Source organism: Mesorhizobium sp. WSM4813 (assembly GCF_055811555.1).
The window spans coordinates 1-21,056 of record NZ_JBVVQU010000010.1; the positions used below are offsets into that span (position 1 = coordinate 1).

General features: G+C 63.1%; 14 protein-coding genes and 2 pseudogenes. 8 read left to right on the top strand and 8 right to left on the bottom strand.

Annotated elements, in window-relative coordinates; all coding sequences use genetic code 11:
- Positions 1-157: 157 nt before the first annotated feature.
- The 6 genes from AC0L25_RS07625 to topA form a co-directional block, all read right to left on the bottom strand.
- Complete coding sequence (locus AC0L25_RS07625; RefSeq protein ID WP_473594928.1) at positions 158-616, bottom strand: YqfO family protein; 459 nt, start codon at positions 614-616, stop codon at positions 158-160.
- Between the two features lie 103 nt (positions 617-719).
- Positions 720-1,895 carry an MFS transporter gene (locus tag AC0L25_RS07630; RefSeq protein ID WP_473594929.1) on the bottom strand — a complete coding sequence of 392 codons (1,176 nt, stop codon included), beginning with the start codon at positions 1,893-1,895 and terminating at the stop codon, positions 720-722.
- 21 nt (positions 1,896-1,916) lie between these two features.
- Complete coding sequence (locus AC0L25_RS07635) at positions 1,917-2,651, bottom strand: NUDIX hydrolase (RefSeq protein WP_473594930.1); 735 nt, start codon at positions 2,649-2,651, stop codon at positions 1,917-1,919.
- Positions 2,652-2,724: 73 nt separating this feature from the next.
- Complete coding sequence (locus AC0L25_RS07640; protein WP_473594931.1) at positions 2,725-3,177, bottom strand: DUF983 domain-containing protein; 453 nt, start codon at positions 3,175-3,177, stop codon at positions 2,725-2,727.
- Positions 3,177-5,483, bottom strand: a complete 2,307-nt coding sequence (gene rnr / locus AC0L25_RS07645; protein ID WP_473594932.1) for a ribonuclease R — start codon at positions 5,481-5,483, stop codon at positions 3,177-3,179. The genes AC0L25_RS07640 and rnr overlap by 1 nt, the downstream gene beginning before the upstream one ends.
- 6 nt (positions 5,484-5,489) lie before the next feature.
- Positions 5,490-8,147 carry a type I DNA topoisomerase gene (gene topA / locus AC0L25_RS07650; RefSeq protein ID WP_473594933.1) on the bottom strand — a complete coding sequence of 886 codons (2,658 nt, stop codon included), beginning with the start codon at positions 8,145-8,147 and terminating at the stop codon, positions 5,490-5,492.
- Between the two features lie 532 nt (positions 8,148-8,679).
- On the opposite strand from topA, the gene AC0L25_RS07655 reads away from it, so the two are divergent.
- Complete coding sequence (locus tag AC0L25_RS07655) at positions 8,680-9,426, top strand: cytochrome c biogenesis CcdA family protein (RefSeq protein WP_292409384.1); 747 nt, start codon at positions 8,680-8,682, stop codon at positions 9,424-9,426.
- A 167-nt stretch (positions 9,427-9,593) separates the two neighbouring features.
- Entirely contained in the window at positions 9,594-10,958 is a 1,365-nt protein-coding gene (gene glmU / locus AC0L25_RS07660; protein ID WP_473594934.1) for a bifunctional UDP-N-acetylglucosamine diphosphorylase/glucosamine-1-phosphate N-acetyltransferase GlmU, read from the top strand.
- Positions 10,959-10,968: 10 nt separating this feature from the next.
- Here the strand turns inward: glmU and AC0L25_RS07665 are convergent.
- A pseudogene (locus AC0L25_RS07665) lies at positions 10,969-11,281 on the bottom strand (hypothetical protein).
- A gap of 285 nt (positions 11,282-11,566) precedes the next feature.
- On the opposite strand from AC0L25_RS07665, the gene glmS reads away from it, so the two are divergent.
- The 4 genes and pseudogenes from glmS to AC0L25_RS07685 all read left to right on the top strand — a co-directional run bounded on the left by glmS (position 11,567) and on the right by AC0L25_RS07685 (position 14,964).
- Positions 11,567-13,390 carry a glutamine--fructose-6-phosphate transaminase (isomerizing) gene (gene glmS / locus AC0L25_RS07670; RefSeq protein ID WP_473594935.1) on the top strand — a complete coding sequence of 608 codons (1,824 nt, stop codon included), beginning with the start codon at positions 11,567-11,569 and terminating at the stop codon, positions 13,388-13,390.
- A gap of 145 nt (positions 13,391-13,535) precedes the next feature.
- Positions 13,536-13,789, top strand: a pseudogene (locus tag AC0L25_RS07675) (type II toxin-antitoxin system RelE/ParE family toxin).
- 37 nt (positions 13,790-13,826) lie between these two features.
- On the top strand, positions 13,827-14,126 hold the full coding sequence (locus AC0L25_RS07680; protein WP_473594936.1) for a HigA family addiction module antitoxin: 300 nt from the start codon (positions 13,827-13,829) through the stop codon (positions 14,124-14,126).
- A 79-nt stretch (positions 14,127-14,205) separates the two neighbouring features.
- Complete coding sequence (locus AC0L25_RS07685; protein WP_473594937.1) at positions 14,206-14,964, top strand: DUF502 domain-containing protein; 759 nt, start codon at positions 14,206-14,208, stop codon at positions 14,962-14,964.
- Here AC0L25_RS07685 and recG read toward each other — a convergent pair.
- Positions 14,916-17,024 carry an ATP-dependent DNA helicase RecG gene (gene recG / locus AC0L25_RS07690; protein ID WP_473594938.1) on the bottom strand — a complete coding sequence of 703 codons (2,109 nt, stop codon included), beginning with the start codon at positions 17,022-17,024 and terminating at the stop codon, positions 14,916-14,918. The genes AC0L25_RS07685 and recG overlap by 49 nt on opposite strands.
- Positions 17,025-17,116: 92 nt before the next feature.
- On the opposite strand from recG, the gene AC0L25_RS07695 reads away from it, so the two are divergent.
- Both AC0L25_RS07695 and mfd read left to right on the top strand, forming a co-directional pair.
- Positions 17,117-17,404, top strand: a complete 288-nt coding sequence (locus AC0L25_RS07695) for an FAD assembly factor SdhE (RefSeq protein ID WP_473594939.1) — start codon at positions 17,117-17,119, stop codon at positions 17,402-17,404.
- A gap of 14 nt (positions 17,405-17,418) precedes the next feature.
- Positions 17,419-20,916, top strand: a complete 3,498-nt coding sequence (gene mfd, locus AC0L25_RS07700) for a transcription-repair coupling factor (protein WP_473594940.1) — start codon at positions 17,419-17,421, stop codon at positions 20,914-20,916.
- The last annotated feature ends 140 nt before the right edge of the window (positions 20,917-21,056 follow it).

Consider the following 21,056-nt stretch of genomic DNA (forward strand, 5'->3'; position numbering starts at 1 on the left):
CAGCGGCCCACCGGACAGAAACAGAAGCGGACATGTGACGTGCTACCAAAACCGGACAACTTGAAAAGCTACCGACACCCCGTGAGGCTTCGGTGCAGTCGCTTGTGCAAGTTGTGGTCAAATATCAGAGCCAGCCGGCATCCGGCAATGTTCCTGACTATGCGTCTTCCCTGACCGGCGGAGCCACCTTCTTCCAGTCTCCCGTGGTGTTCCACCAGCGGTTCGGGTTGGAGCGGTCGTCGAGGCCCTTGGAGCGGCTGGCGAGGATCGGCTGAATGCGGATCACCGGCTCCTGATAGCTGTGGGCCTGGAATATCGCTTCGACAATGCGGGCCGCCAACGCCTGGTCGTCGGGCAGCTCAAACGACACTTCCACCGTGCCATGCCGTCTGCGCAATTCCGTTTCGGCGCCGGCGGCCGCACCTTCGAGCGGCCGATAGCGCTCGACGCCGTGCGCCGACTGGTAGGCATTGCTGTCGTACTTGCCCATGGTCAGCGGGGCAATCGCGACCACCGCTTGCATGATGCGGTCGACATCGGAGGCCGGCGCCTGGAAGGTCACGAGCAGCAGCAATTCCATCCGTACTGATTTCGTTTCAAACCCGGAGTCGATCATGACAGCATCCTCACATTCGTGGCGTGTTGCTGACAATCTACCCAGGTGCTGCTGACACGGTTATGTCAGCAGCCTCACCCCGCGAGGCATCGATCGGGTCCTTCTACAGGATTTTTCGGGCGAGCCTGGCGCCGACTAGCGCGATATAGAAGGCGAAGAACATGCCGAGCGCCCAGCCGAAGCCCGAGGGTCCGAAAAGGTCCATGCCGATGCCGATCGCCTGCGGGCCGAGCACCATACCGACACCGTAGCAGAGCACGAAGGCAGCGTTGGCCGAAGCCAGGTCGTGGCCGGACAGCTGCGAGCCGAGATGGGCCAGGCCGATCGTGTACATGGCCGCGACCACACCGCCCCAGACGAACAAAAGCGCCGCCATCAGGTGCCAGTTCTGCGCGAAGTGCGGCATGAAGATGGTGCCGGCAAGGCCGATGGTTGCGCAAGCCAGAAGCAGATAGCGGCGGTCGCTGACACGGTCGCTGATCATGCCGAGCGGGATCTGCAACAGCACGTTGCCGAGGCCGATCATGGTGAGCAGCAGGGCGGCATCGGCCTCGGAGTAGCCGATGCGGTTGCCATAAACGGGGAACAACGCAAAGCCGCCGGTCTCGACCGCGCCGAACACCAGCACCGCGGCGGTCGCGGTCGGCACCAACCAGATGTAACGCAAGAAGTTGCTGGTTTCGCCATTGGAGACGATCGTCGGGCTCTCGTTGCGTGCCGCCAGAACTGGAATGGCGGCCAGCGTCACCAGTGCCATGATGACGCCGAAGGGCAGGAAGCCGGTGCTGCCGAGATGGGCGAACAGCCACGGCCCGGCGGCAAAGCCGAGCGACAGCACGGTGGCGTAGATGCCGAGCACGAGACCGCGCCGGTGCGGCGGCGCCGATGTGCTGATCCAGAATTCCGACAGGATAAACAGCACCGTCAGCGCGATGTGCAGCAGGACGCGCAGCGGAAACCACATCCAGAAGTCCGGCGCGAAGTGGAAGCCGACAAAGGCCAGCACTCCCGTGGCGATCATGGCGAGCATCGTCCTGGCGACGCCGAACCGCATGGCGAGGGGGGTGGCGAGCGGTGCGCCGACGATCGAGGCGAGACCGGCGACAGCGGTGTTGAAGCCGATCATCGACGCCGAATGGCCGCGCGTTTCGAGGATGACGCTGAGCAGCGGCATGCCGAGGCCGATGGCTATGCCGACGACGCTGATCGACGAGATCGCCGCGATCATCGGCAGCCAATGTACGCGTTCCTCGACCTCTTGCTGGGTATCGACTGTCATGGGATGTGAATGCTCTATGCTCTACAGAATTTCGCGAACGAAGCGATTGCCGACAAGCCGGTAGAACGGCACGGAACCACCGGGGCGCAGCAGCGGATCATCGACGAGCCGCTTTTCCAGCTCCTCGAGGATAGCCCTGGTAATGTCGGGAATATCAGCTTGTCTGGCCTTGGCGAGCGGCAGCCAGACCAGTTCCTCCAGCTCGTTGGTCGGACCGCCGTCCGGCAACTCCACGGCGACATCTTCGCGCCAGGCGCCGAAGAAGCGCGTATCGAACCGCCGCACCCGGTTTGGCGGCGTGATGGCGCGCGCGATAAAGCGCAGCGCTTCCAGCGAGGGTCTTACGCCGTGCTCGGCAAAACCCCGCCAATCGCGTTTGGTCGTCGCGAAGGCGCCTTTCCGGCCGATCAGCAGGCCGGCCTCTTCATAGGTCTCGCGGATCGCCGACAGGGCGATGTCGCGGGCGCGCGTCCGGCTGGTGCGGCCGACGCCGGCGGTCAGCCTCGCTTCTTCCTCAGGGTGCAACGCGGTGGCGACGGGGATTCGGCTGTCGGCCGGATCGGTGCGACCGCCGGGAAAGACGAATTTCCCCGGCATGAAGGCGTGACGGGCGTGGCGCCGGCCCATCAGCACCAGGAACTCGTCGCCTTTGCGGTCGAGCAGGATCAGCGTCGCGGCGTCGCGCGGGCGTATAGGCTTGGCGTCGAGCGCGATCCGCTCAACCTTGTCGACTTCCGCCTTGGTCATAACGTCCATGCGCACGACCTAGCGGAATCTTCTCCGATGTGAAAGTGGCGTCCAGCCATGCCGATTTGCGCCAGCCTCGGTTTCAAGCCTCGGGATGCGACTCGATCAGATCTTCTTCTCCGCCGAAGCCATGCATATAGAACGCCCATTGCAGGCCGATGACGGCGCCCTTGACCGGCTGCAGCAAGACGACCGCCATGAGGATGGTCAGCGGCACCCAGATGGCGATGTGCTGCCAGGTGGACAGAGTGGAGGTCGCTTCGACGCCCATGAAGGCGCCGAGCACGACGTGGCCGACGATGACCACCACCAGATAGGCCGGCAGGTCGTCGGCGCGATGGTGATGAAGCTCCTCGCCGCAATGATCGCATTTATCGACAGTCTTGACGAAGGCGCGAAACAGCTTTCCCTCGCCGCAATGCGGGCAGCGGCCAAGCGCGCCACGCTTCATCGCCGTCCACAGCGGACGGGCGATGCGGCCCGAATGATGTTCGCCGCCGAAAACCTGTTGGTTCATGTTCAAATCGCTTGGCATTATCGTCTCCTGCCGCGCGAGCCTGGACGCGATTGCGACGCGCGGGCGCGGCCTTTGGCCTTGTGAAACGACCGTTTGGAGCCGGGCAGCGGCTTTGGGTCGGTCAGCATCTCGAAACGCATCGCGCCGGCCATAGGCGCCACCTCGATCAGGCGAACCTCGACGCGGTCGGCAAGCTGATAGCCCTTGCCGGTGCGTTCTCCGAAAAGCGATCGGGCAGTTTCGTCGTATATGTAGTAATCGCCGTCCAGACTTGACACCGGGATGAAACCATCTGCGCCATACTGCGGCAATTGGACAAATAGTCCCGATTTAGTGACACCCGAAATGCGTGCATCGAAACGATCGTCGACACGCTCGGCCAGATAGGCGGCGATCAGCCGGTCGACCGTATCGCGCTCGGCGGCCATGGCGCGGCGCTCGGTGGCTGAGATCAGCGCAGAAACTTCTTCCAGCCGCTCCGCCTCATCCTGCGTCAGTCCGCCCGCACCGAAGCCGAGTGCGGCAATCAGCCCGCGATGCACGATCAGGTCGGCATATCTGCGGATCGGCGAGGTGAAATGTGCGTAGCGTTTCAGATTGAGGCCGAAATGGCCGATGTTGCTGGGCGAATATTCGGCCTGCATCTGCGTGCGCAGCACCACCTCGTTGACCAGTCCCTCATGGTCGGCGCCGCGGACGCGATCCAGAATGCCGTTGAACTGGTTCGGCCGCATCTGCGCGCCGCGCGCCAGCGACAGGCCAAGCGTCTGCAGGAACTCGCGCAGCGATTCCTGCTTGGCAAGCGAAGGCGCGTCATGGATGCGGTAGACCAGTGCCTGTCGTTTCGCCTCCAGCGTCTCGGCGGCCGCGACATTGGCCTGGATCATGAATTCTTCGATCAGCTTGTGCGCGTCGAGCCGCTCCGGCACGACGACCCGGTCGACGGTGCCGTCCTCCTTGAGCAGGATTTTCCGCTCCGGCAGTTCAAGCTCGAGCGGCTGGCGCGTCTCACGGCCGCGCTTGACGACGGCGTAGGCATCCCAGAGCGGCTTCAGCACCGTGTCGAGGATCGGGCCGGTCTTGTCGTCCGGCGCGCCGTCGATCGCGGCCTGCGCTTGGCGATAGGCGAGTTTCGCCGCCGATTTCATCATGACGCGGTGGAACGAATGCCTGAGCTTGCGGCCATCGGCCGAGAAGGTCATGCGGACCGCCAGCGCCGGGCGATCCTGGCCTTCGCGCAGCGAACAAAGGTCGTTGGAGATGCGCTCCGGCAACATCGGCACGACGCGGTCCGGGAAATAAACGGAATTGCCGCGCTTCAGCGCTTCGCGGTCGAGCGCGGTGCCATAGTGCACATAAGCGGCGACATCGGCAATCGCCACGGCAACCACCACGCCGCCGGGATTCTTTTCGTCCGGATCCGATATGGCGAACACCGCATCGTCATGGTCCTTGGCGTCGGCCGGATCGATGGTGACCAGCGGCAGCTCGCGCCAGTCCTCGCGGCCGGCCAGCGTCGCCGGTTTGACCGCCTCCGCCTCGGCAATGACGTCTGCCGGGAAAATATGCGGAATGTCATGCGCGTGGATGGCGATCATCGAGACCGCTTTTTCGCTGGTCAGCGAACCGAGCACCGCCAGCACCTTGGCTCTGGGCAGCCCATAGCGGGAGGCCCGCGCCGGCTCGACCTCGACCAGATCGCCGTTCTTGGCGCCGTTCTGGAATTCCTTGTCGACGACCAATTCCGGCTGGCGTCTTTCGACGGGCTCGATGCGGAACGTGCCGTCCTGCAGCACGCGGAAGACGCCGAGAACGGCCTCGGTGCGCTTCTCGAAGATCTTCATCACCCGCCCGGTATAGGCAGGGCCCGTCACATCGTCGGTCGGAAAGGTCTTGGCCAGCACGCGGTCGCCGATGCCCGGTGTCGGTCCGCCGCCGCCGCGCGATACGCGGATCGCTATGACAGGCGGCTCGCCGTTGCCCACGGCTTCGGTTGGATGCGCCAGCAGCACGCCGTCGGCGTCGCGGCCAAAGATGTCGAGCACGGCGACATGGGCCAGGGCGCCGACACCGGCGAGCCGCTTGCGCTGCTTGGTCAGCAGGCCTTCGTCCTGCAGGTCGCGCAAAATGTCCTTCAGCCAGATACGGTCTTCGCCGCGCAGCGCAAACGCCTTAGCGATGTCGCGTTTGCCGGAACGATCCGGATTTTCGGCGATGTAGCGCAGGATCTCGTCGCGGGACGGCCGGTAGTTATCCCTAACCTTGGCCCTGGTGTCGGCGGTGCGCAGATCGCCATGACTTCTTCCGGATACCCTGCGCGCCACGATGCACTATCCCTTTTTGTTGGCCGCTTTCTTGGCCGGCGGTTTTTGGGCCACCGGTTTTTGGGCCGCCGGTTTTTTGGCCGCCGCAGGCTTTTTGGCAGGTGCGGCCGCTTTGCGGAAGGGCTTTCTGCCGCCGTTGCCACCCTTGGCTTCTTTCTCGGCAATCAGCGCCACCGCGTCCTCGATTGTCACCGACTGCGGGTCCTTGCCCTTCGGCAGCGTCGCATTGACCTTACCGAAATTAACATAAGGCCCGTATTTGCCGTCACGCACGACGATCTTGCCGCCGCCAGCCGGATGCTCGCCAAGCTCCTTCAAGGCGGCGGGCGTGCCGCCATTGCGGCCGCCCGGGCCCTTCAACTGCTTCTCGGCGATCACCGACACGGCGCGGTTGAGGCCGATCGAGAACACGTCCTCGATGCTGTCGAGATTGGCGTAGGTGCCGTCATGCAGAATGAACGGGCCGTAGCGCCCCAGACCCGCCGAGATCATCCTGCCGGATTCCGGATGCTTGCCGACGTCGCGCGGCAGCGACAGCAGGGCGAGGGCCTTTTCGTGGTCGATCGAATCGACTGTCCAGCCCTTGGGCAGGCTGGAGCGCTTGGCTTCCTTGCCGTCGCCGCGCTGGATATAAGGGCCGAAACGACCGTTGCGCAGCGTGATTTCCTCCGCCGTGTAGGGGTCCTTGCCAAGCACCTTGGTGCCGTCTTCGCCATTGGCGTTTTCGCCATTGGGGTTGGCGGCGTCGCCGAGCTGGCGGGTGAAGGAGCATTCGGGATAGTTGGAACAGCCGACAAAGGCGCCGAACTTGCCGAGCTTCAGCGACAGGTTGCCGGTGCCGCATTTCGGGCATATCCGGGGGTTCGAACCGTCTTCCCGCGCGGGAAACACCAGGGGCGCCAGTTCCTCGTTGAGCGCGTCGAGCACGTCGGTGACGCGCAATTCCTTGATGTCGGCGACGGCGCCCGAAAAATCCTTCCAGAAATCGCGCAGCACATCCTTCCAGGCGAGCTTGCCGTCGGAAATTTCGTCGAGCTTTTCCTCGAGCGAGGCGGTGAAATCATACTCGACATAGCGCTCGAAGAAGCTTTCGAGGAAGGCCGACAACAGCCGGCCCTTGGCCTGCGGCAACAGCTTGCGCTTGTCCATGCTGACGTAGTCGCGATCCTCCAGCGTCTTCAGGATCGCCGTGTAGGTCGACGGCCGGCCGATGCCGAGCTCTTCCAGCTTCTTGATCAGCGAGGCTTCCGAATAGCGCGGCGGCGGTTCGGTGGTGTGCTGGGTGGCGTTGATCGCCTCGCGGTCGAGCTGTTCGCCGGCTCGGATCTCGGGCAGACGGCGGTCTTCCTCGTCTTCCGAATCCTCATCCTTCTGGTCGGTATAAGCGGCAAGGAAGCCGTCGAAACGAACGACCGAACCGATGGCGCGGAGCTCCGCGGTGCGGGCGCCGTTGACCGCCACGATCTCGGCCGTGGTACGCTCGATCTCGGCCGGCTGCATCTGGCTGGCGATGGCGCGTTTCCAAATTATTTCGTAGAGCCGTGCCTGGTCGGCATCGAGATATTGCCTGACCGAAGCCGGCGTGCGCATGAAATCGGTCGGGCGGATCGCTTCGTGCGCTTCCTGAGCATTCTTGGCCTTGGTCGTGTAGTTGCGCGGCTTTTCGGGCAGGTATTTTGGGCCGAACTCCTTGGCGATCGCATCGCGCGCGGCAGTGATCGCCTCGGGCGCCATCTGCACGCCGTCGGTTCGCATATAGGTGATCAGGCCGGTGGTCTCGCCGCCGATGTCCATGCCTTCATAGAGCCGCTGCGCCACTTGCATAGTTCGGTTTGCCGAAAAACCGAGACGCGAGGAGGCGGCCTGCTGCAGCGTCGAGGTGGTGAAGGGCGGACCCGGATTGCGCTTGGTCGGCTTGGCTTCGACCGACAGCGCCTTGAAGGTCGCGCCTTCGAGCATCGCCTTGATGTGGTCGGCTTGCGCCTTGTTGGAAATGTCGAGTTTTTGCAGCTTCTTGCGGTCGAAGGCGGTCAGCCGCGCTTCGAAATTTTCCTTGCGCGGCGTGCCGAGGATAGCTGATACCTGCCAGTATTCTTCGCGGATGAAGCGCTCGATCTCCAATTCGCGGTCGCAGACGAGACGCAGTGCCACCGACTGCACGCGGCCGGCGGAGCGGGCGCCGGGCAGCTTGCGCCACAGAACAGGCGACAGCGTGAAGCCGACGAGATAGTCGAGCGCGCGGCGGGCGAGATAGGCATCGACCAGCGGCGCATCGATCTGGCGCGGATTGGCCATCGCTTCCAGCACCGACGACTTGGTGATGGCGTTGAAGACGACGCGGCTGACCGGCTTGTCCTTCAGCGCTCGCTTCTGCTTCAGCACTTCCAGGACATGCCAGGAAATGGCTTCGCCTTCGCGATCCGGATCGGTGGCGAGGATCAAGCCGTCGGCGTCCTTGACCGCCTTGGCGATGTCGGCAAGACGTTTGCTCGAGGCGGTGTCGACAGCCCAGGACATGGCAAAATCTTCGTCCGGACGCACCGAGCCATCCTTGGCCGGCAGATCGCGGACGTGGCCGAACGAGGCCAGGACCTTATAGTTCTTTCCAAGATACTTGTTGATTGTCTTCGCTTTGGCCGGCGATTCGACGACGACGACGTCCATGAGGTCTCATATCAGCTGTGGTGCGGCAGAAGAATTCCGCTGCGCGCGACGAAATCTCGTACAATTGTCGCTCACATGGCCGCGCTTTTGCATCCGGTCAAGGGGAAGCGCCCAAAATGCAGTCCCGCATTGAGTGCACAACCCAAGAGCGAGTCATGTGATATCCGCAATCCCGGATAGAGGGAGCGGCTGCCCTATCGTGGACAAGCCGGCAATGAATCCGCGAGAACGGGACAAATTCTTCCGCGGATATAAGAGAAACATCGGTCATGCGCCAGCCCAAGCCGGAGAGACACCGACATGATGCGATGCTGGCGGGCGAGATCGGCGTGGCGAGTGGGGCTCGTGTGTCCATGGGACTAGGTTCGGCTCAGTCGGCCTTGACGACGTGCTAGATAGGGCGATGAAAAGGCACAGCTTTGGATGGCAAATTGATCTCGATCGCCCGCTTGAGCGACTTGCAACGCGATGGTGATTGGCGGATCGGCGCGGTCACGGCTATATGGCAGCGCAAACCATCAGGAGTTCGGGAATGGCATTGGATATCGGCTATGTCAGCGCGGTCGGGGCAGGGGCGATCTCGTTCCTGTCGCCTTGCGTGCTGCCGCTGGTGCCGCCCTATCTCTGCTACATGGCCGGCGTATCGGTCGATGATTTCCGCGGCAATGCCGGCGTCACGGCCAAGGCCGACGCACGCAGCGCGCTGCTTTATGCCTCGATCGCCTTCGTTCTCGGCTTCTCCACCGTCTTCGTGGCGTTGGGCGCCGGTGCCTCGACCATCGGCCGGCTGCTGCGCGTCTGGCAGGAGCCGCTGGCGATGGCTGCCGGCGTGCTGATCATCCTGATGGGGTTGAACTTCCTCGGCATATTGCGCATCCCGCTGCTGTCGCGTGAGGCGCGCTTCCAGTCGCAGGGCAAGCCGGCCAGTATTGTTGCCGCCTATGTCATGGGATTGGCCTTCGCCTTCGGCTGGACACCCTGCATCGGACCGGTGCTGGGGCCGATCCTGACGCTGGCCGGCGGCCGCGAGACGGTGGGCGAGGGCGCGGCTCTGCTTGCCGCCTATTCGCTCGGCCTCGGCATCCCGTTCCTGATCGCGGCGCTGTTTTCCGGCGCCTTCATGCGCTTTCTCGCGAAATTCCGCGTCCATCTCGGCCGGGTCGAAAAGGCCATGGGCGCTCTGCTGGTCGTCGCCGGCGTGTTTTTCCTGACCGGCGGGGTGCAGGCCGCGTCTTACTGGCTGCTGGAAAATTTCCCTGTGCTGGGGCAGTTGGGATAGGTTGTTGCCCATAAAAGCCGGAAATGTGCGCACAGGGTTGACTGCGGACCCGCTGATTAAGAGTCAGCTGCTCCACCATCTCACCGGAATTTAACCGCATTGGTGCAGCATGGCGCCAATGCTAGACATGCCTTGATTCCCAACCCTTTTCATATGGTTGCCATTCCATGAGCCAGAGAACCTGCCTGTCCGTCATCCTCGCCGCCGGCGAAGGCACGCGCATGAAAAGCGCTGTGCCAAAAGTGCTGCACCCGATTGCCGGCCTGCCGATGGTCGCCCATGTCGTCAGGGCTGCGGAAGCAGCAGGCAGCGGTGATCTGGCGCTGGTGATCGGCCATGGCGCGGACGAGATGCGCAAGGCCACGCAAAAGTTCGCGCCGAACGCGGAGAGCTTCGTCCAGGACAAGCGGCTCGGCACCGCGCATGCCGTTCTGGCCGCTCGCGACGCAATATCAAAAGGTTACGACGATGTCTTAGTGATGTTCGGCGATACGCCGCTGATCGATCCAGAGGTGCTGACCGCAGCGCGCCTGAGGCTGGCTGAAGGCGCTGCGGTCGTTGTGGTCGGCTTCCGCACATCCAATCCTTCCGGCTATGGCCGGCTGATCGAAAAGGGCGGCAAGCTCATCGCCATCCGCGAGGAAAAGGACTGCACCGACGAGGAGAGGAAAATCACCTTCTGCAATGGCGGGCTGATGGCGGTCGCCGGCAAGCATGCGCTCAAGCTGCTCGAGCAAGTCGGCAACAACAATGCCAAGGGCGAGTATTATCTCACCGACGTCGTCGAGATCGCCGGCGGGCAGGGTTTTGATGTCGTTGCGGCAGAAGCCGGCTTCGAGAATGTGCTCGGCATCAACAACCGTGCCGAACTCGCCGAGGCCGAAGGCATCTGGCAGACGCGCCGGCGGCGCGAGGCCATGCTCTCCGGCGTCACATTGATTGCGCCGGAAACCGTGTTTTTTTCGCACGATACCGAGATCGGCGCGGATACGGTCGTCGAACCGAATGTCTGGTTCGGGCCGGGCGTGAAGATCGCCACTGGCGCCAAGATCCATGCCTTCAGCCATATTGAAGGCGCCACCATCGCCTCGAACTGCGATGTTGGCCCGTACGCGCGGCTGCGGCCGGGCGCCGATCTCAAGCAAAAGGCCAAGGTCGGCAATTTCTGCGAGGTCAAGCAGGCGACGATCGAGGAGGGGGCCAAGGTCAATCACCTGACCTATATCGGCGATGCCCGCGTCGGCGCCGGCGCCAACATCGGCGCTGGAACCATCACCTGCAACTATGACGGCTACTCGAAGTTCTTCACCGACATCGGCGAGGGCGCCTTCGTCGGCTCGAATTCCTCGCTGGTGGCGCCAGTTACAATCGGCAGGGGCGGCTACATCGCTTCGGGCAGCGTGATCACCGAAAGCGTGCCCGACGATGCGCTGGCCTTCGGCCGCGCCCGCCAGAGGACGCTGGCCGGCAAGGGCAAGGAATTGCGCGAACGTTTTGCTTCGGCCGCGGCGGCGAAGAAGGTCGGAGGATGATCATTCGGCGTCAGCCGGCAAGGTTCGCATCTGTGCCGAAAGCAGCCGTCACCTCGATCATGCCGACAATTGCCCTGTTGAATTCGGGAAGGTCTTCGGCAGGAATCCAGTATTCCAGATGTGCCTTGCTGCCGGCATGTTCGACCTGGTACCGGTCGAGAAAACTCTTCAAAACGTCAAACCGAGTAACAAAGCCCGAGCCGCTGGCCGGTACGTTCCAGTCACGCGCGATTTGCACGGCATAGGCTTCAGACAGAACGGGGTAGAAAATGGGTTGCTCGGGAAGGCGGCGAAAACGCCCGCATGCCCGACTTCTCGATCAGTTTCAGCTCTTTAGGCCCAACCGGACGCCAAAGCGTCACTGTGTCGATTCGTTGTTCATGACCGCATCATATCTTTGATGGATTTCAGGAACCACCGAGGCGAGGTAAGATGCATGCTCGGAGAAACCGAGCGATTGCGGTAACCGGATTGCAAGAGCGCTCTGTCATGGTGCATCTGTGCAGAACCGTTCCGGCTGATATGGAACGAAACGCAATGTGATTTTCGCGGCAGCCCGGCCAATCCTAATGACGCTGGGTTCATGCCGGAATCGGGGACAAACGTCTATGTGCGGTATCGTCGGAATTGTCAGTCACTCGCCGGTCGCGCCACTCATCGTCGATGCGCTGAAAAGGCTCGAATATCGCGGCTATGATTCGGCCGGCGTCGCCACCGTCGAGCGCGGCAAGCTTGCGCGTCGCCGCGCCGAGGGCAAGCTGATCAATCTCGAGCGTCGGCTAAAGGATGAACCGCTCGACGGCATGATCGGCATCGGCCACACGCGCTGGGCAACGCATGGCGTGCCCAACGAGACCAATGCGCATCCGCATTTTTCCGACGGCGTCGCCATCGTCCATAACGGCATCATCGAGAATTTCGCCGAATTGCGCGACGAGCTGATGCGCGACGGCTACACATTTTCATCGCAGACCGACACCGAGGTCGTCGCACATCTGGTGGGGCGCGAATTGGCCAGGGGCCTGAAGCCGGTCGAGGCCGCGTACCAGGCGCTAAAGCGGCTTGAAGGCGCCTTTGCGCTGGCCATCATGTTTAGGGGAGACGAGGACCTGATCGTCGGCGCGCGCAACGGCCCGCCGCTGGCCGTCGGCCATGGCGATGGCGAGATGTTCCTGGGCTCCGACGCCATCGCGCTGGCCCCCTTCACCAATTCGATCACCTATCTGGAAGACGGCGACTGGGCGGTGGTGCGCCGCAACGAGGTCGCCATCTTCGACATGGGCGGCAACAAGGTCGACCGCAAGCGCCAGCAGTCGCTCAGCACCAGCTTCATGGTCGACAAGGGCAATCGGCGCCATTTCATGGAGAAGGAAATCCATGAACAGCCCGAAGTGATCTCGCACACGCTGGCGCATTATGTGGATTTTGTGGGCGGCGTCTCGAAGCCGCTCGACCTGCCGTTCAATTTCGCTGAGATCAATCGGTTGGCGATTTCAGCCTGCGGCACCGCCTACCTGGCCGGCCTGATCAGCAAATATTGGTTCGAGCGATATGCGCGGCTGCCGGTCGACATCGATGTCGCTTCGGAATTCCGCTACCGCGAAATGCCGCTGTCGAAGACCGACGCTGCGTTCTTCATCTCGCAATCGGGCGAGACCGCCGACACGCTGGCCTCGCTGCGCTATTGCCGCAAGGCGGGGATGAAGATCGGCGCGGTCGTCAATGTCCGCGAATCGACGATGGCGCGCGAGTCCGACGTCATCCTGCCGACGCTGGCCGGGCCGGAGATCGGTGTCGCCTCGACCAAGGCCTTCACCTGTCAATTGTCGGTGCTGGCGTCGCTTGCCGTGCGGGCCGGCGTGGCGCGTGGAACGATTTCGCGGGAGCAGGAAACGACGCTGGTACGTCAACTGTCGGAAGCGCCGCGCTATGCCAACCAGGTCTTGAAGCTCGACGGTCAGATCGAAAAGGTCGCGCGCGACCTCGCCCACTACAAGAACGTGCTCTATCTCGGCCGCGATACCAATTTCCCGCTGGCCATGGAAGGCGCGCTGAAGCTCAAGGAAATCTCCTACATCCATGCCGAGGGCTATGCCGCCGGCGAACTGAAGCACGGGCCGATCGCGCTGATCGACGAGAACATGCCTGTCATCGTCATTGCCCCGCATGACCGGATCTTCGAAAAGACCGTATCGAACATGCAGGAAGTGGCGGCGCGCGGCGGCAAGATCATCCTGATCACCGACAGTAAGGGTGCCGCGCACGCCACGGTGAAGACGATGGAGACGATCGTGCTGCCGGACGTGCCGGAAATCATCTCGCCGATCATCTACGCGCTGCCGATCCAGATGCTGGCCTATTTCACCGCGGTGTTCATGGGCACCGACGTCGACCAGCCGCGCAACCTGGCAAAATCGGTGACTGTGGAATAAAGGGCCGGCAAGTTTCGACCAGCTACCGATAGGGTCGGTGACAGTTAGTATCGGTTATTGATACATAGTTCTTGCGCGCCCTCCTGTATCAATGTATGATACGTGACGAGGGGCAGAAGTTGATCGTTTCGTTCAAAGGCAGGCGGTGGAAGCGGTTGCCGAGGGGAAGGCGCCGAAGGGTTTTCCACCCGATCTGGTTCCCGTGGCGAACGTCGTCTTCGTGCCATCACCAATGCCGCCCAATTGAATGACCTTAGATCGCCACCCGGAAACCACCTTGAAGCCCTGAAAGGGAGTAGAGCTGGGCAGCATTCTATTCGTATCAACGACCAGTGGCGCATCTGCTTCAAATGGACTGATGCTGGCGCCGAGGATGTGGAGATCGTCGACTACCATTGAGCGGGCACTTGCCCTAATCCTTTGAGGTCCCTGAAATATGCTCAAGTTCGCACGTCCAATTCACCCCGGAGAATTCCTGCGCGAGGAATATCTCGTCCCGCTTGGCATGAGTGCTGGCGCGCTGGCGAAGAAGCTCAATCTTCCGCGCACTCGTATCGAACGCGTTGCTAAGGAAGAGATCGGCTTGACTCCCGATACCGCTCTCCGCCTCGCCAGGTTCTTCAACACCACGCCCGAATTCTGGATGAATTTTCAGCAGGCCTATGCGCTCGAAACCGAGGCACGGAAACTCGCGCCGGAGCTCGAGAAGATCGAACCGCTGGAAGTCGCGGCATAGTTTATTTTTTAAAAATTCGCAGTTCCAAAGCCGATTGCGGTTCATTAATGTTGCGCCGCAACCAGTGCTGCGGTGAACCATGTCCGATGCTACCAAGACCTCAGGCATGACCCGGCTGCGGAATTACTTCCTGACAGGCTTTGTCGTCTGCGCGCCGCTGGCGATCACCGCCTACATCGCCTGGTCGTTCATCGGCTGGGTCGATTCCTGGGTGAAACCCTATATTCCGGCGCGTTATAATCCCGATAGCTATCTGCCGGCGCCGGTTCCGGGATTCGGCCTGATCGTCGCCTTGATCCTGATCACCCTGATCGGTTTCCTGACCGCCAATATCGTCGGACGCGCCATCGTCCTGTTCGGCGAACGGCTGCTCGGCCGCATGCCGCTGGTGCGCGGCATCTACGGCTCGCTGAAGCAGATCTTCGAGACCGTGCTGTCTAACAAGGGCGACATGTTTCGCCAGGTCGGGCTGGTCGAATACCCGCGCAAGGGCGTCTGGTCACTGGTCTTCGTCGCCAGCGAGAAGGAAACCGAGATCAACCAGAAGCTCGACCAGGGAGGTGATCCGCTGATCGCGGTTTTCATGCCGTGCACGCCCAACCCGACCACCGGCTTTCTCATGTATGTGCCGAAATCCGACATCGTGCTGCTCGACATGACAGTCGAGGACGGCGCCAAGCTGATCGTTTCGGCAGGCCTGGTGACGCCGGCGGTCAAGACGAAAATGGTGACGTTCAACGGCAAGCCGATCGGTAGCCAGATCGGCAATCCGCCGGTCGACGCAGGGCCTCAGCCGGCGCGCAAGAGCCGCACCGCCTCGTCGCGGCCGAACAAATAAAGCAGCATGCGAAGAGCGGCGCCGCGTTCGGATTGCAATTCCGGATCGCGCGACAGGATCAGCCGCGCGTCGTCACGGGCGGCTTCGAGCAGGTCGGCATGCGCCTCGATGCGCGCTACCTGGAAGCCAGGCGTGCCGGACTGGCGGGTGCCCAGCAGCTCGCCCTCGCCACGCAGTTTCAGATCCTCCTCGGCGATGCGGAACCCGTCCTCGGTCTCGCGCATCACCGACAGCCGGCGCGTTGCAGTCTCGCCCAGCGGATCCTTGTAGAGCAGCACGCAGGAGGACGGTTTTTCGCCGCGCCCGACCCGACCGCGCAACTGGTGCAGCTGGGCGAGGCCGAAGCGCTCGGCATGCTCGATGACCATGATCGTGGCATCCGGCACATCGACGCCGACCTCGATGACCGTGGTGGCGATCAGGATGCGAGTCTCGCCGGCCTTAAAGGCGCGCATCGCCTCGTCCTTGTCAGCGCCCTTCATGCGCCCGTGCACCAGGCCGATCCGGTCGCCGAACAGCGGCTTTAGCGAGGCAAAACGGTCCTCCGCCGACATCAGCTTGATCTCTTCGGATTCCTCGACTAGCGGACAGATCCAGTAGATCTTCTGGCCGTCCGCGATGGCGTCGCGCATGCGGCCGACCAGTTCGTCCAGCCGCTCGAGCGGCAGGGTGACGGTGCGGATCGGCTGGCGACCGGCTGGTTTTTCCGTGAGCTTCGACACGTCCATGTCGCCGAAAGCGGTCAGCACCAGCGTGCGCGGGATCGGCGTCGCCGTCATCACCAGCATGTCGGGCGCGTCGCCTTTGGCGGTGATGGCCAGCCGCTGGTGGACGCCAAAACGGTGCTGCTCGTCGATGACGGCAAGGACGAGGTCGTGGAACATCACCGTTTCCTGGAACAGGGCGTGGGTGCCGATAACGATGTCGATCTCGCCATTGGCCAGACCGGCCAGCGTCTCGGTGCGCTCGCGGCCCTTTTCGCGGCCAGTGAGAACGGCGATACGGAGGCCCGCTTGTTCTGCCAAAGGCGCAATCGTCGCAAGATGCTGGCGCGCCAGGATTTCGGTCGGCGCCATCAAGGCCGCCTGGCCGCCGGCCTCGACGGCGCGGGCCATGGCGAGCAGCGCCACCACCGTCTTGCCGGAGCCGACATCGCCCTGCAAAAGCCGCAGCATGCGTTCGGGATCGGCGAGATCGGCGTTGATTTCGGCCAGCGCGAATTCCTGGCTGGAAGTCAGCGAATAGGGAAGGGCGGCGCGCAGCTTTTCGACGATGCGACCGTCGCCGACCAATGGTCGTCCGGACAGGCGGCGGACTTTTGCGCGCACCAGCGCCAGCGACACCTGGCCTGCTAGAAACTCGTCGTAGGCGAGACGCCGCCAGGCCGCGCCGTCGACGGACACGTCGATCGGGTCGGCGGGATTGTGGATGCAGGCGAGCGCGTCGCCGAAGGCAGGAAAGGTCCGGCGGCGCAGAAACTCGCCATCCTGCCATTCCGGCAGCACCGGCAAGCGAGCGAGCGCCTGGCCGATTGCCCGGCGCAGCACTTTTCCCGAGAGCCCGGCGGTGAGCGGATAGACCGGCTCGACCAGCGGCAGGTTTTCCGCTTCGCTGGCCAGCGCGATGTGGTCTGGGTGGACCATGGTCGGCCGGCCGTTGAACCATTCCATGCGCCCGGAGACCACGACATGCTCGCCCTCGGGCATCGCCTTTTCAAGATAAGCAGCATGCGCATGGAAGAAGGTCAGCGCGATCTCGCCGGTGTCGTCATGGGCGTAGACCCGGTACGGCACCGATCTGTTGCCGCGCGGCGGCGGCTGGTGGCGGTCGATGCGCACTTCGAGGGTGACGATCGCGCCTTCGGCCGAACCGGCGATGCCCGGCCGGTTGCGGCGGTCGATCACCGTATGGGGCAGCACGAACAGAAGATCGCCGGCGCGCGCCGGTCGGTCGCCGATATCGGCCGGCACGATTTTCTCGATCAACGCGCCGACCTTCGGCCCGACGCCGGCAAGCGAGGTGATCGGGACAAACAGGGGATCGAGGAGGGAAGGGCGCATGATGTCAGCTTATGTCGAGACAGCCGCAGCGCAAGGCTGACACCGCCTTCCATCCACGCTATATGCGCCGCTTCGGGCAAGGATGCTGGACAATGACGGGAACGAGACGATCAAGCGAGGGGCTCGACGCCCGCCGCCGCAAGCTTCTGTTTCGGTCCTGGCATCGAGGCATGCGCGAAATGGACCTCATTCTCGGCAGTTTCGCAGACGCCGAGGTCGGCGCCTTGACCGGCGACGAACTCGACCAATATGAGAGGCTCCTCGACATTCCCGACACCGAATTCCTGCCCCTGATCACTGGCGAGCGCCCGGTCCCCGCAAATATCGACTGTGCCGTCCTGCAAAAAATCCTGGTGTCGCGCCAGGCGATGACATTCTGAACGACGTGTAACCCATGAACCTCATTCCCTCGATCGGCCTGCCAAAAGGCCGCGCCGGTCAGTTCATCGTAGACGGTGTCGCCGACGGTTACGAAGCCTTTGCGCTGGTGCAGGCGGCACACGAGATCGCGCCTGACAAGCCGGTGCTGTTCGTGGCGCGCGACGGCCAGCGCCTGCCTTCGATCGTCGAGGCGCTTTCATTCGCCGCGCCTGGCCTGCCGGTGCTCGAACTGCCGGCTTGGGACTGTCTGCCCTACGACCGCGTCTCGCCCGGGGCGGATGCTGCCGCCAGGCGGCTCGATGCACTCACCGCGATGATCGCGCTGGCGAAAAAACCGCATCGCTCCGTCATCCTCACCACAGCCAATGCGCTACTGCAGCGCATCCCGCCGGCAAGCCTCGTCGAGGCGCAGATGTTTCACGCCGAACCCGGCAACCAGATCGACATGAATGCGCTGGTGTCGCGGCTGGAGACGTCAGGCTTCGAGCGGGTGCCGACCGTGCGCGGCGTTGGCGAGTTTGCCGTGCGTGGCGGCATTCTGGACCTGTTCGCACCGGGCTGGTCGGAAGCGCTGCGGCTCGATTTCTTCGGCGACACGCTGGAATCGATCCGCGTCTTCGATGCCGCCACGCAACGCACCACCGGCCAGCGCAAGTCGATGGCGCTGCAGGCGATGAGTGAAGTGGCGCTGACGCCGGAGACCATCAGCCGTTTCCGCCGCTCCTACATCGAAGCCTTTGGCGCACCCTCGCGCGACGACGGGCTCTATGCGGCCGTCAGCGAGGGGCGGCGTTTTGCCGGCATGGAGCACTGGCTGCCGTTCTTCTACGAGCGGCTGGAGACGGTGTTCGACTATCTGCCGGACACGCCTGTCGTGTTCGACCATCTGGCGCACGAAGCGCTGGCGGAACGCCATGCGCTGATCCTCGACCACTACGAGGCGCGCAGGAAGCAGGCCGACGGCGCGCTGAAGGACGCCGTGCCTTACAAGCCGGTGCCGCCGGACCTGCTTTATTTGTCGCCCGAAAACCTGATCGCTTCGCTTGGGCCGCGCGAAGCGATCGATTTCACGCCGTTCGATGCGCCGGATGCCGGCGCTAAGAAAATCTTCCATGCCGGCTCGCGGCATGGCCGCAGCTTCGTCGAGGAACGCGCCGACCCTAACATCAACGTCTTCGACGTCGTCGTAAAACACATTGCCGATGAGCGGGCCGCCCGCCGCCGCGTCGTCATCGCCGGCTGGACCGAAGGTTCGCTCGACCGGCTCGGCCAGATCCTGGCTGAACATCATCTCGGCAATCTCAAGCCGATCGCCACACTGGCCGAGGCGGAAAATCTCGAACCGGGGCAGGCGGCACTTGCCGTGCTGCCGCTCGAATCCGGCTTCGAGACCGAGAAACTGGTCGTCGTCGCCGAGCAGGACATTCTGGGCGACCGGCTGATCCGTCGTTCGAAGCGCAAGAAGCGTCCTTCCGACTTCATCGCCGAGGCCTCGGCGTTGTCCTCCGGCGACATCGTCGTCCACACCGACCACGGCATCGGCCGCTTCATCGGGCTGCGTACCATCGAGGCGGTCGGCGCGCCGCATGATTGCCTCGAAATCCACTATGCCGGCGACGACCGGCTGTTCCTGCCGGTTGAGAACATCGAGCTTCTGTCGCGCTATGGGTCGGATTCGGCCGAAGCGACATTGGACAAGCTCGGCGGCGGCGCCTGGCAGTCGCGCAAGGCGCGGCTGAAGCGGCGGCTGCTCGACATGGCCGGCCAGTTGATCCGCATCGCCGCAGAGCGGCAGATGCGCGCCGCTCCTTCGCTGGTGCCGGCGGACGGTCTCTATGGCGAATTCTCCGCGCGATTTCCCTATGAGGAAACCGACGACCAGCAGACGGCGATCGATTCGGTCATGGGCGATCTGGGCGCCGGAAAGCCGATGGACCGGCTGATCTGCGGCGATGTCGGCTTCGGCAAGACAGAGGTGGCACTTCGCGCCGCCTTCATCGCGGCGATGGAAGGGTTTCAGGTCGCGGTGGTGGTGCCGACGACGCTTTTGTCACGCCAGCATTTCAAGACTTTTTCGCAACGCTTCTCCGGCCTGCCGATCCGCGTCGCCCAGGCCTCGCGGCTGGTTGGCGCCAAGGATCTGGCCGAGACGAAAAAGGGCATCGCCGAGGGCACGGTCGACATCGTCGTCGGCACTCACGCGTTGCTCGGCGCCTCGATCTCATTCAAGAATCTCGGCCTTTTGATCATCGACGAGGAGCAGCACTTTGGCGTCAAGCACAAGGAACGACTGAAGGATCTGAAGAGCGACGTGCACGTGCTGACGCTGTCGGCGACGCCAATCCCGCGCACGCTGCAACTGGCATTGACCGGCGTGCGCGAACTGTCGCTGATCGCCACGCCGCCGGTCGACCGCCTGGCGGTGCGCACCTTCATCTCGCCCTTCGACCCGCTGGTCATCCGCGAGACCCTGCTCAGGGAACGCTACCGCGGCGGTCATTCCTTCTATGTCGTCCCACGCATCAGCGATCTGGCGGAAATCCATGATTTCCTGCGTGAATCCGTTCCAGAGCTGAAAGTGGCTGTCGCTCACGGCCAGATGCCGCCCGGCGAGCTCGATGACATCATGAATGCCTTCTACGACGGCCAGTACGATGTGCTGCTGTCAACCACCATTGTCGAATCCGGTCTTGATATCCCGACCGCCAACACGCTGATCGTGCATCGCGCCGATATGTTCGGCCTATCGCAGCTCTACCAGTTGCGCGGCCGCGTCGGCCGCTCGAAGGTGCGCGCCTATGCGCTGTTCACGCTGCCGGCCAACCGCAAGCTGACCGATACCGCCGAGCGCCGGCTGAAGGTGCTGCAGTCGCTCGACACGCTGGGCGCAGGGTTCCAGCTCGCCAGCCATGATCTCGACATCCGCGGCGCCGGCAATCTTCTCGGCGAAGAGCAGTCCGGCCACATCAAGGAGGTCGGCTTCGAGCTTTACCAGCAGATGCTGGAAGAAGCGGTCGCCGAGGTGAAGGATTCCGGCGAGGTGCAGGACGGCGGCTGGTCGCCGCAAATTGCCGTCGGCACGGCGGTGATGATCCCGGAGAGCTATGTTCCGGATTTGCAGCTGCGGCTGGCGCTCTACCGCCGCCTCGGCGATCTCGAAAACACCGAGGAGATCGATGCCTTCGGTGCCGAACTGATCGACCGTTTCGGACCGTTGCCGGAGGAGGTGAAGCATCTGCTGAAGATCGTCTTCATCAAGGCGCTCTGCCGCAAGGCCAATGTCGAAAAGCTCGATGCCGGACCAAAGGGTGTCGTCATCCACTTCCGCAAGCGCGAGTTTTCCAATCCTGTCGGGCTGGTCAAGTTGATCGGCGAGCAGGGCTCGCTGGCCAAGATCCGGCCCGACCAGAGCGTCGTCTTCAGCCGCGACTGGCCAACACCTGAAAAGCGTCTGGCAGGGGCGGCCGTCGTCATGACGCAACTGGCTCGGCTGGTGGAGAAGGCTGCGTAGCAAGGCGTTGCTGGTGCTTCGGTCGACGACTACGCCGGCAGTTCTGGCGCATCACGGCCGTTCGCCACACGTCCAAATCCGGTCTAGAATAGGAAATCGGCTTCGTGTATGGAGCCGCGATCCCCATATTGGGGCGAAAT

Coding starts and splice junctions, on each gene's coding strand:
- AC0L25_RS07625 (WP_473594928.1), bottom strand. CDS start 616: ATGATCGACTCCGGGTTTGAAACGAAATCAGTACGGATGGAATTGCTG.
- AC0L25_RS07630 (WP_473594929.1), bottom strand. CDS start 1,895: ATGACAGTCGATACCCAGCAAGAGGTCGAGGAACGCGTACATTGGCTG.
- AC0L25_RS07635 (WP_473594930.1), bottom strand. CDS start 2,651: ATGGACGTTATGACCAAGGCGGAAGTCGACAAGGTTGAGCGGATCGCG.
- AC0L25_RS07640 (WP_473594931.1), bottom strand. CDS start 3,177: ATGCCAAGCGATTTGAACATGAACCAACAGGTTTTCGGCGGCGAACAT.
- topA (WP_473594933.1), bottom strand. CDS start 8,147: ATGGACGTCGTCGTCGTCGAATCGCCGGCCAAAGCGAAGACAATCAAC.
- AC0L25_RS07655 (WP_292409384.1), top strand. CDS start 8,680: ATGGCATTGGATATCGGCTATGTCAGCGCGGTCGGGGCAGGGGCGATC.
- glmU (WP_473594934.1), top strand. CDS start 9,594: ATGAGCCAGAGAACCTGCCTGTCCGTCATCCTCGCCGCCGGCGAAGGC.
- glmS (WP_473594935.1), top strand. CDS start 11,567: ATGTGCGGTATCGTCGGAATTGTCAGTCACTCGCCGGTCGCGCCACTC.
- AC0L25_RS07680 (WP_473594936.1), top strand. CDS start 13,827: ATGCTCAAGTTCGCACGTCCAATTCACCCCGGAGAATTCCTGCGCGAG.
- AC0L25_RS07685 (WP_473594937.1), top strand. CDS start 14,206: ATGTCCGATGCTACCAAGACCTCAGGCATGACCCGGCTGCGGAATTAC.
- recG (WP_473594938.1), bottom strand. CDS start 17,024: ATGCGCCCTTCCCTCCTCGATCCCCTGTTTGTCCCGATCACCTCGCTT.
- AC0L25_RS07695 (WP_473594939.1), top strand. CDS start 17,117: ATGACGGGAACGAGACGATCAAGCGAGGGGCTCGACGCCCGCCGCCGC.
- mfd (WP_473594940.1), top strand. CDS start 17,419: ATGAACCTCATTCCCTCGATCGGCCTGCCAAAAGGCCGCGCCGGTCAG.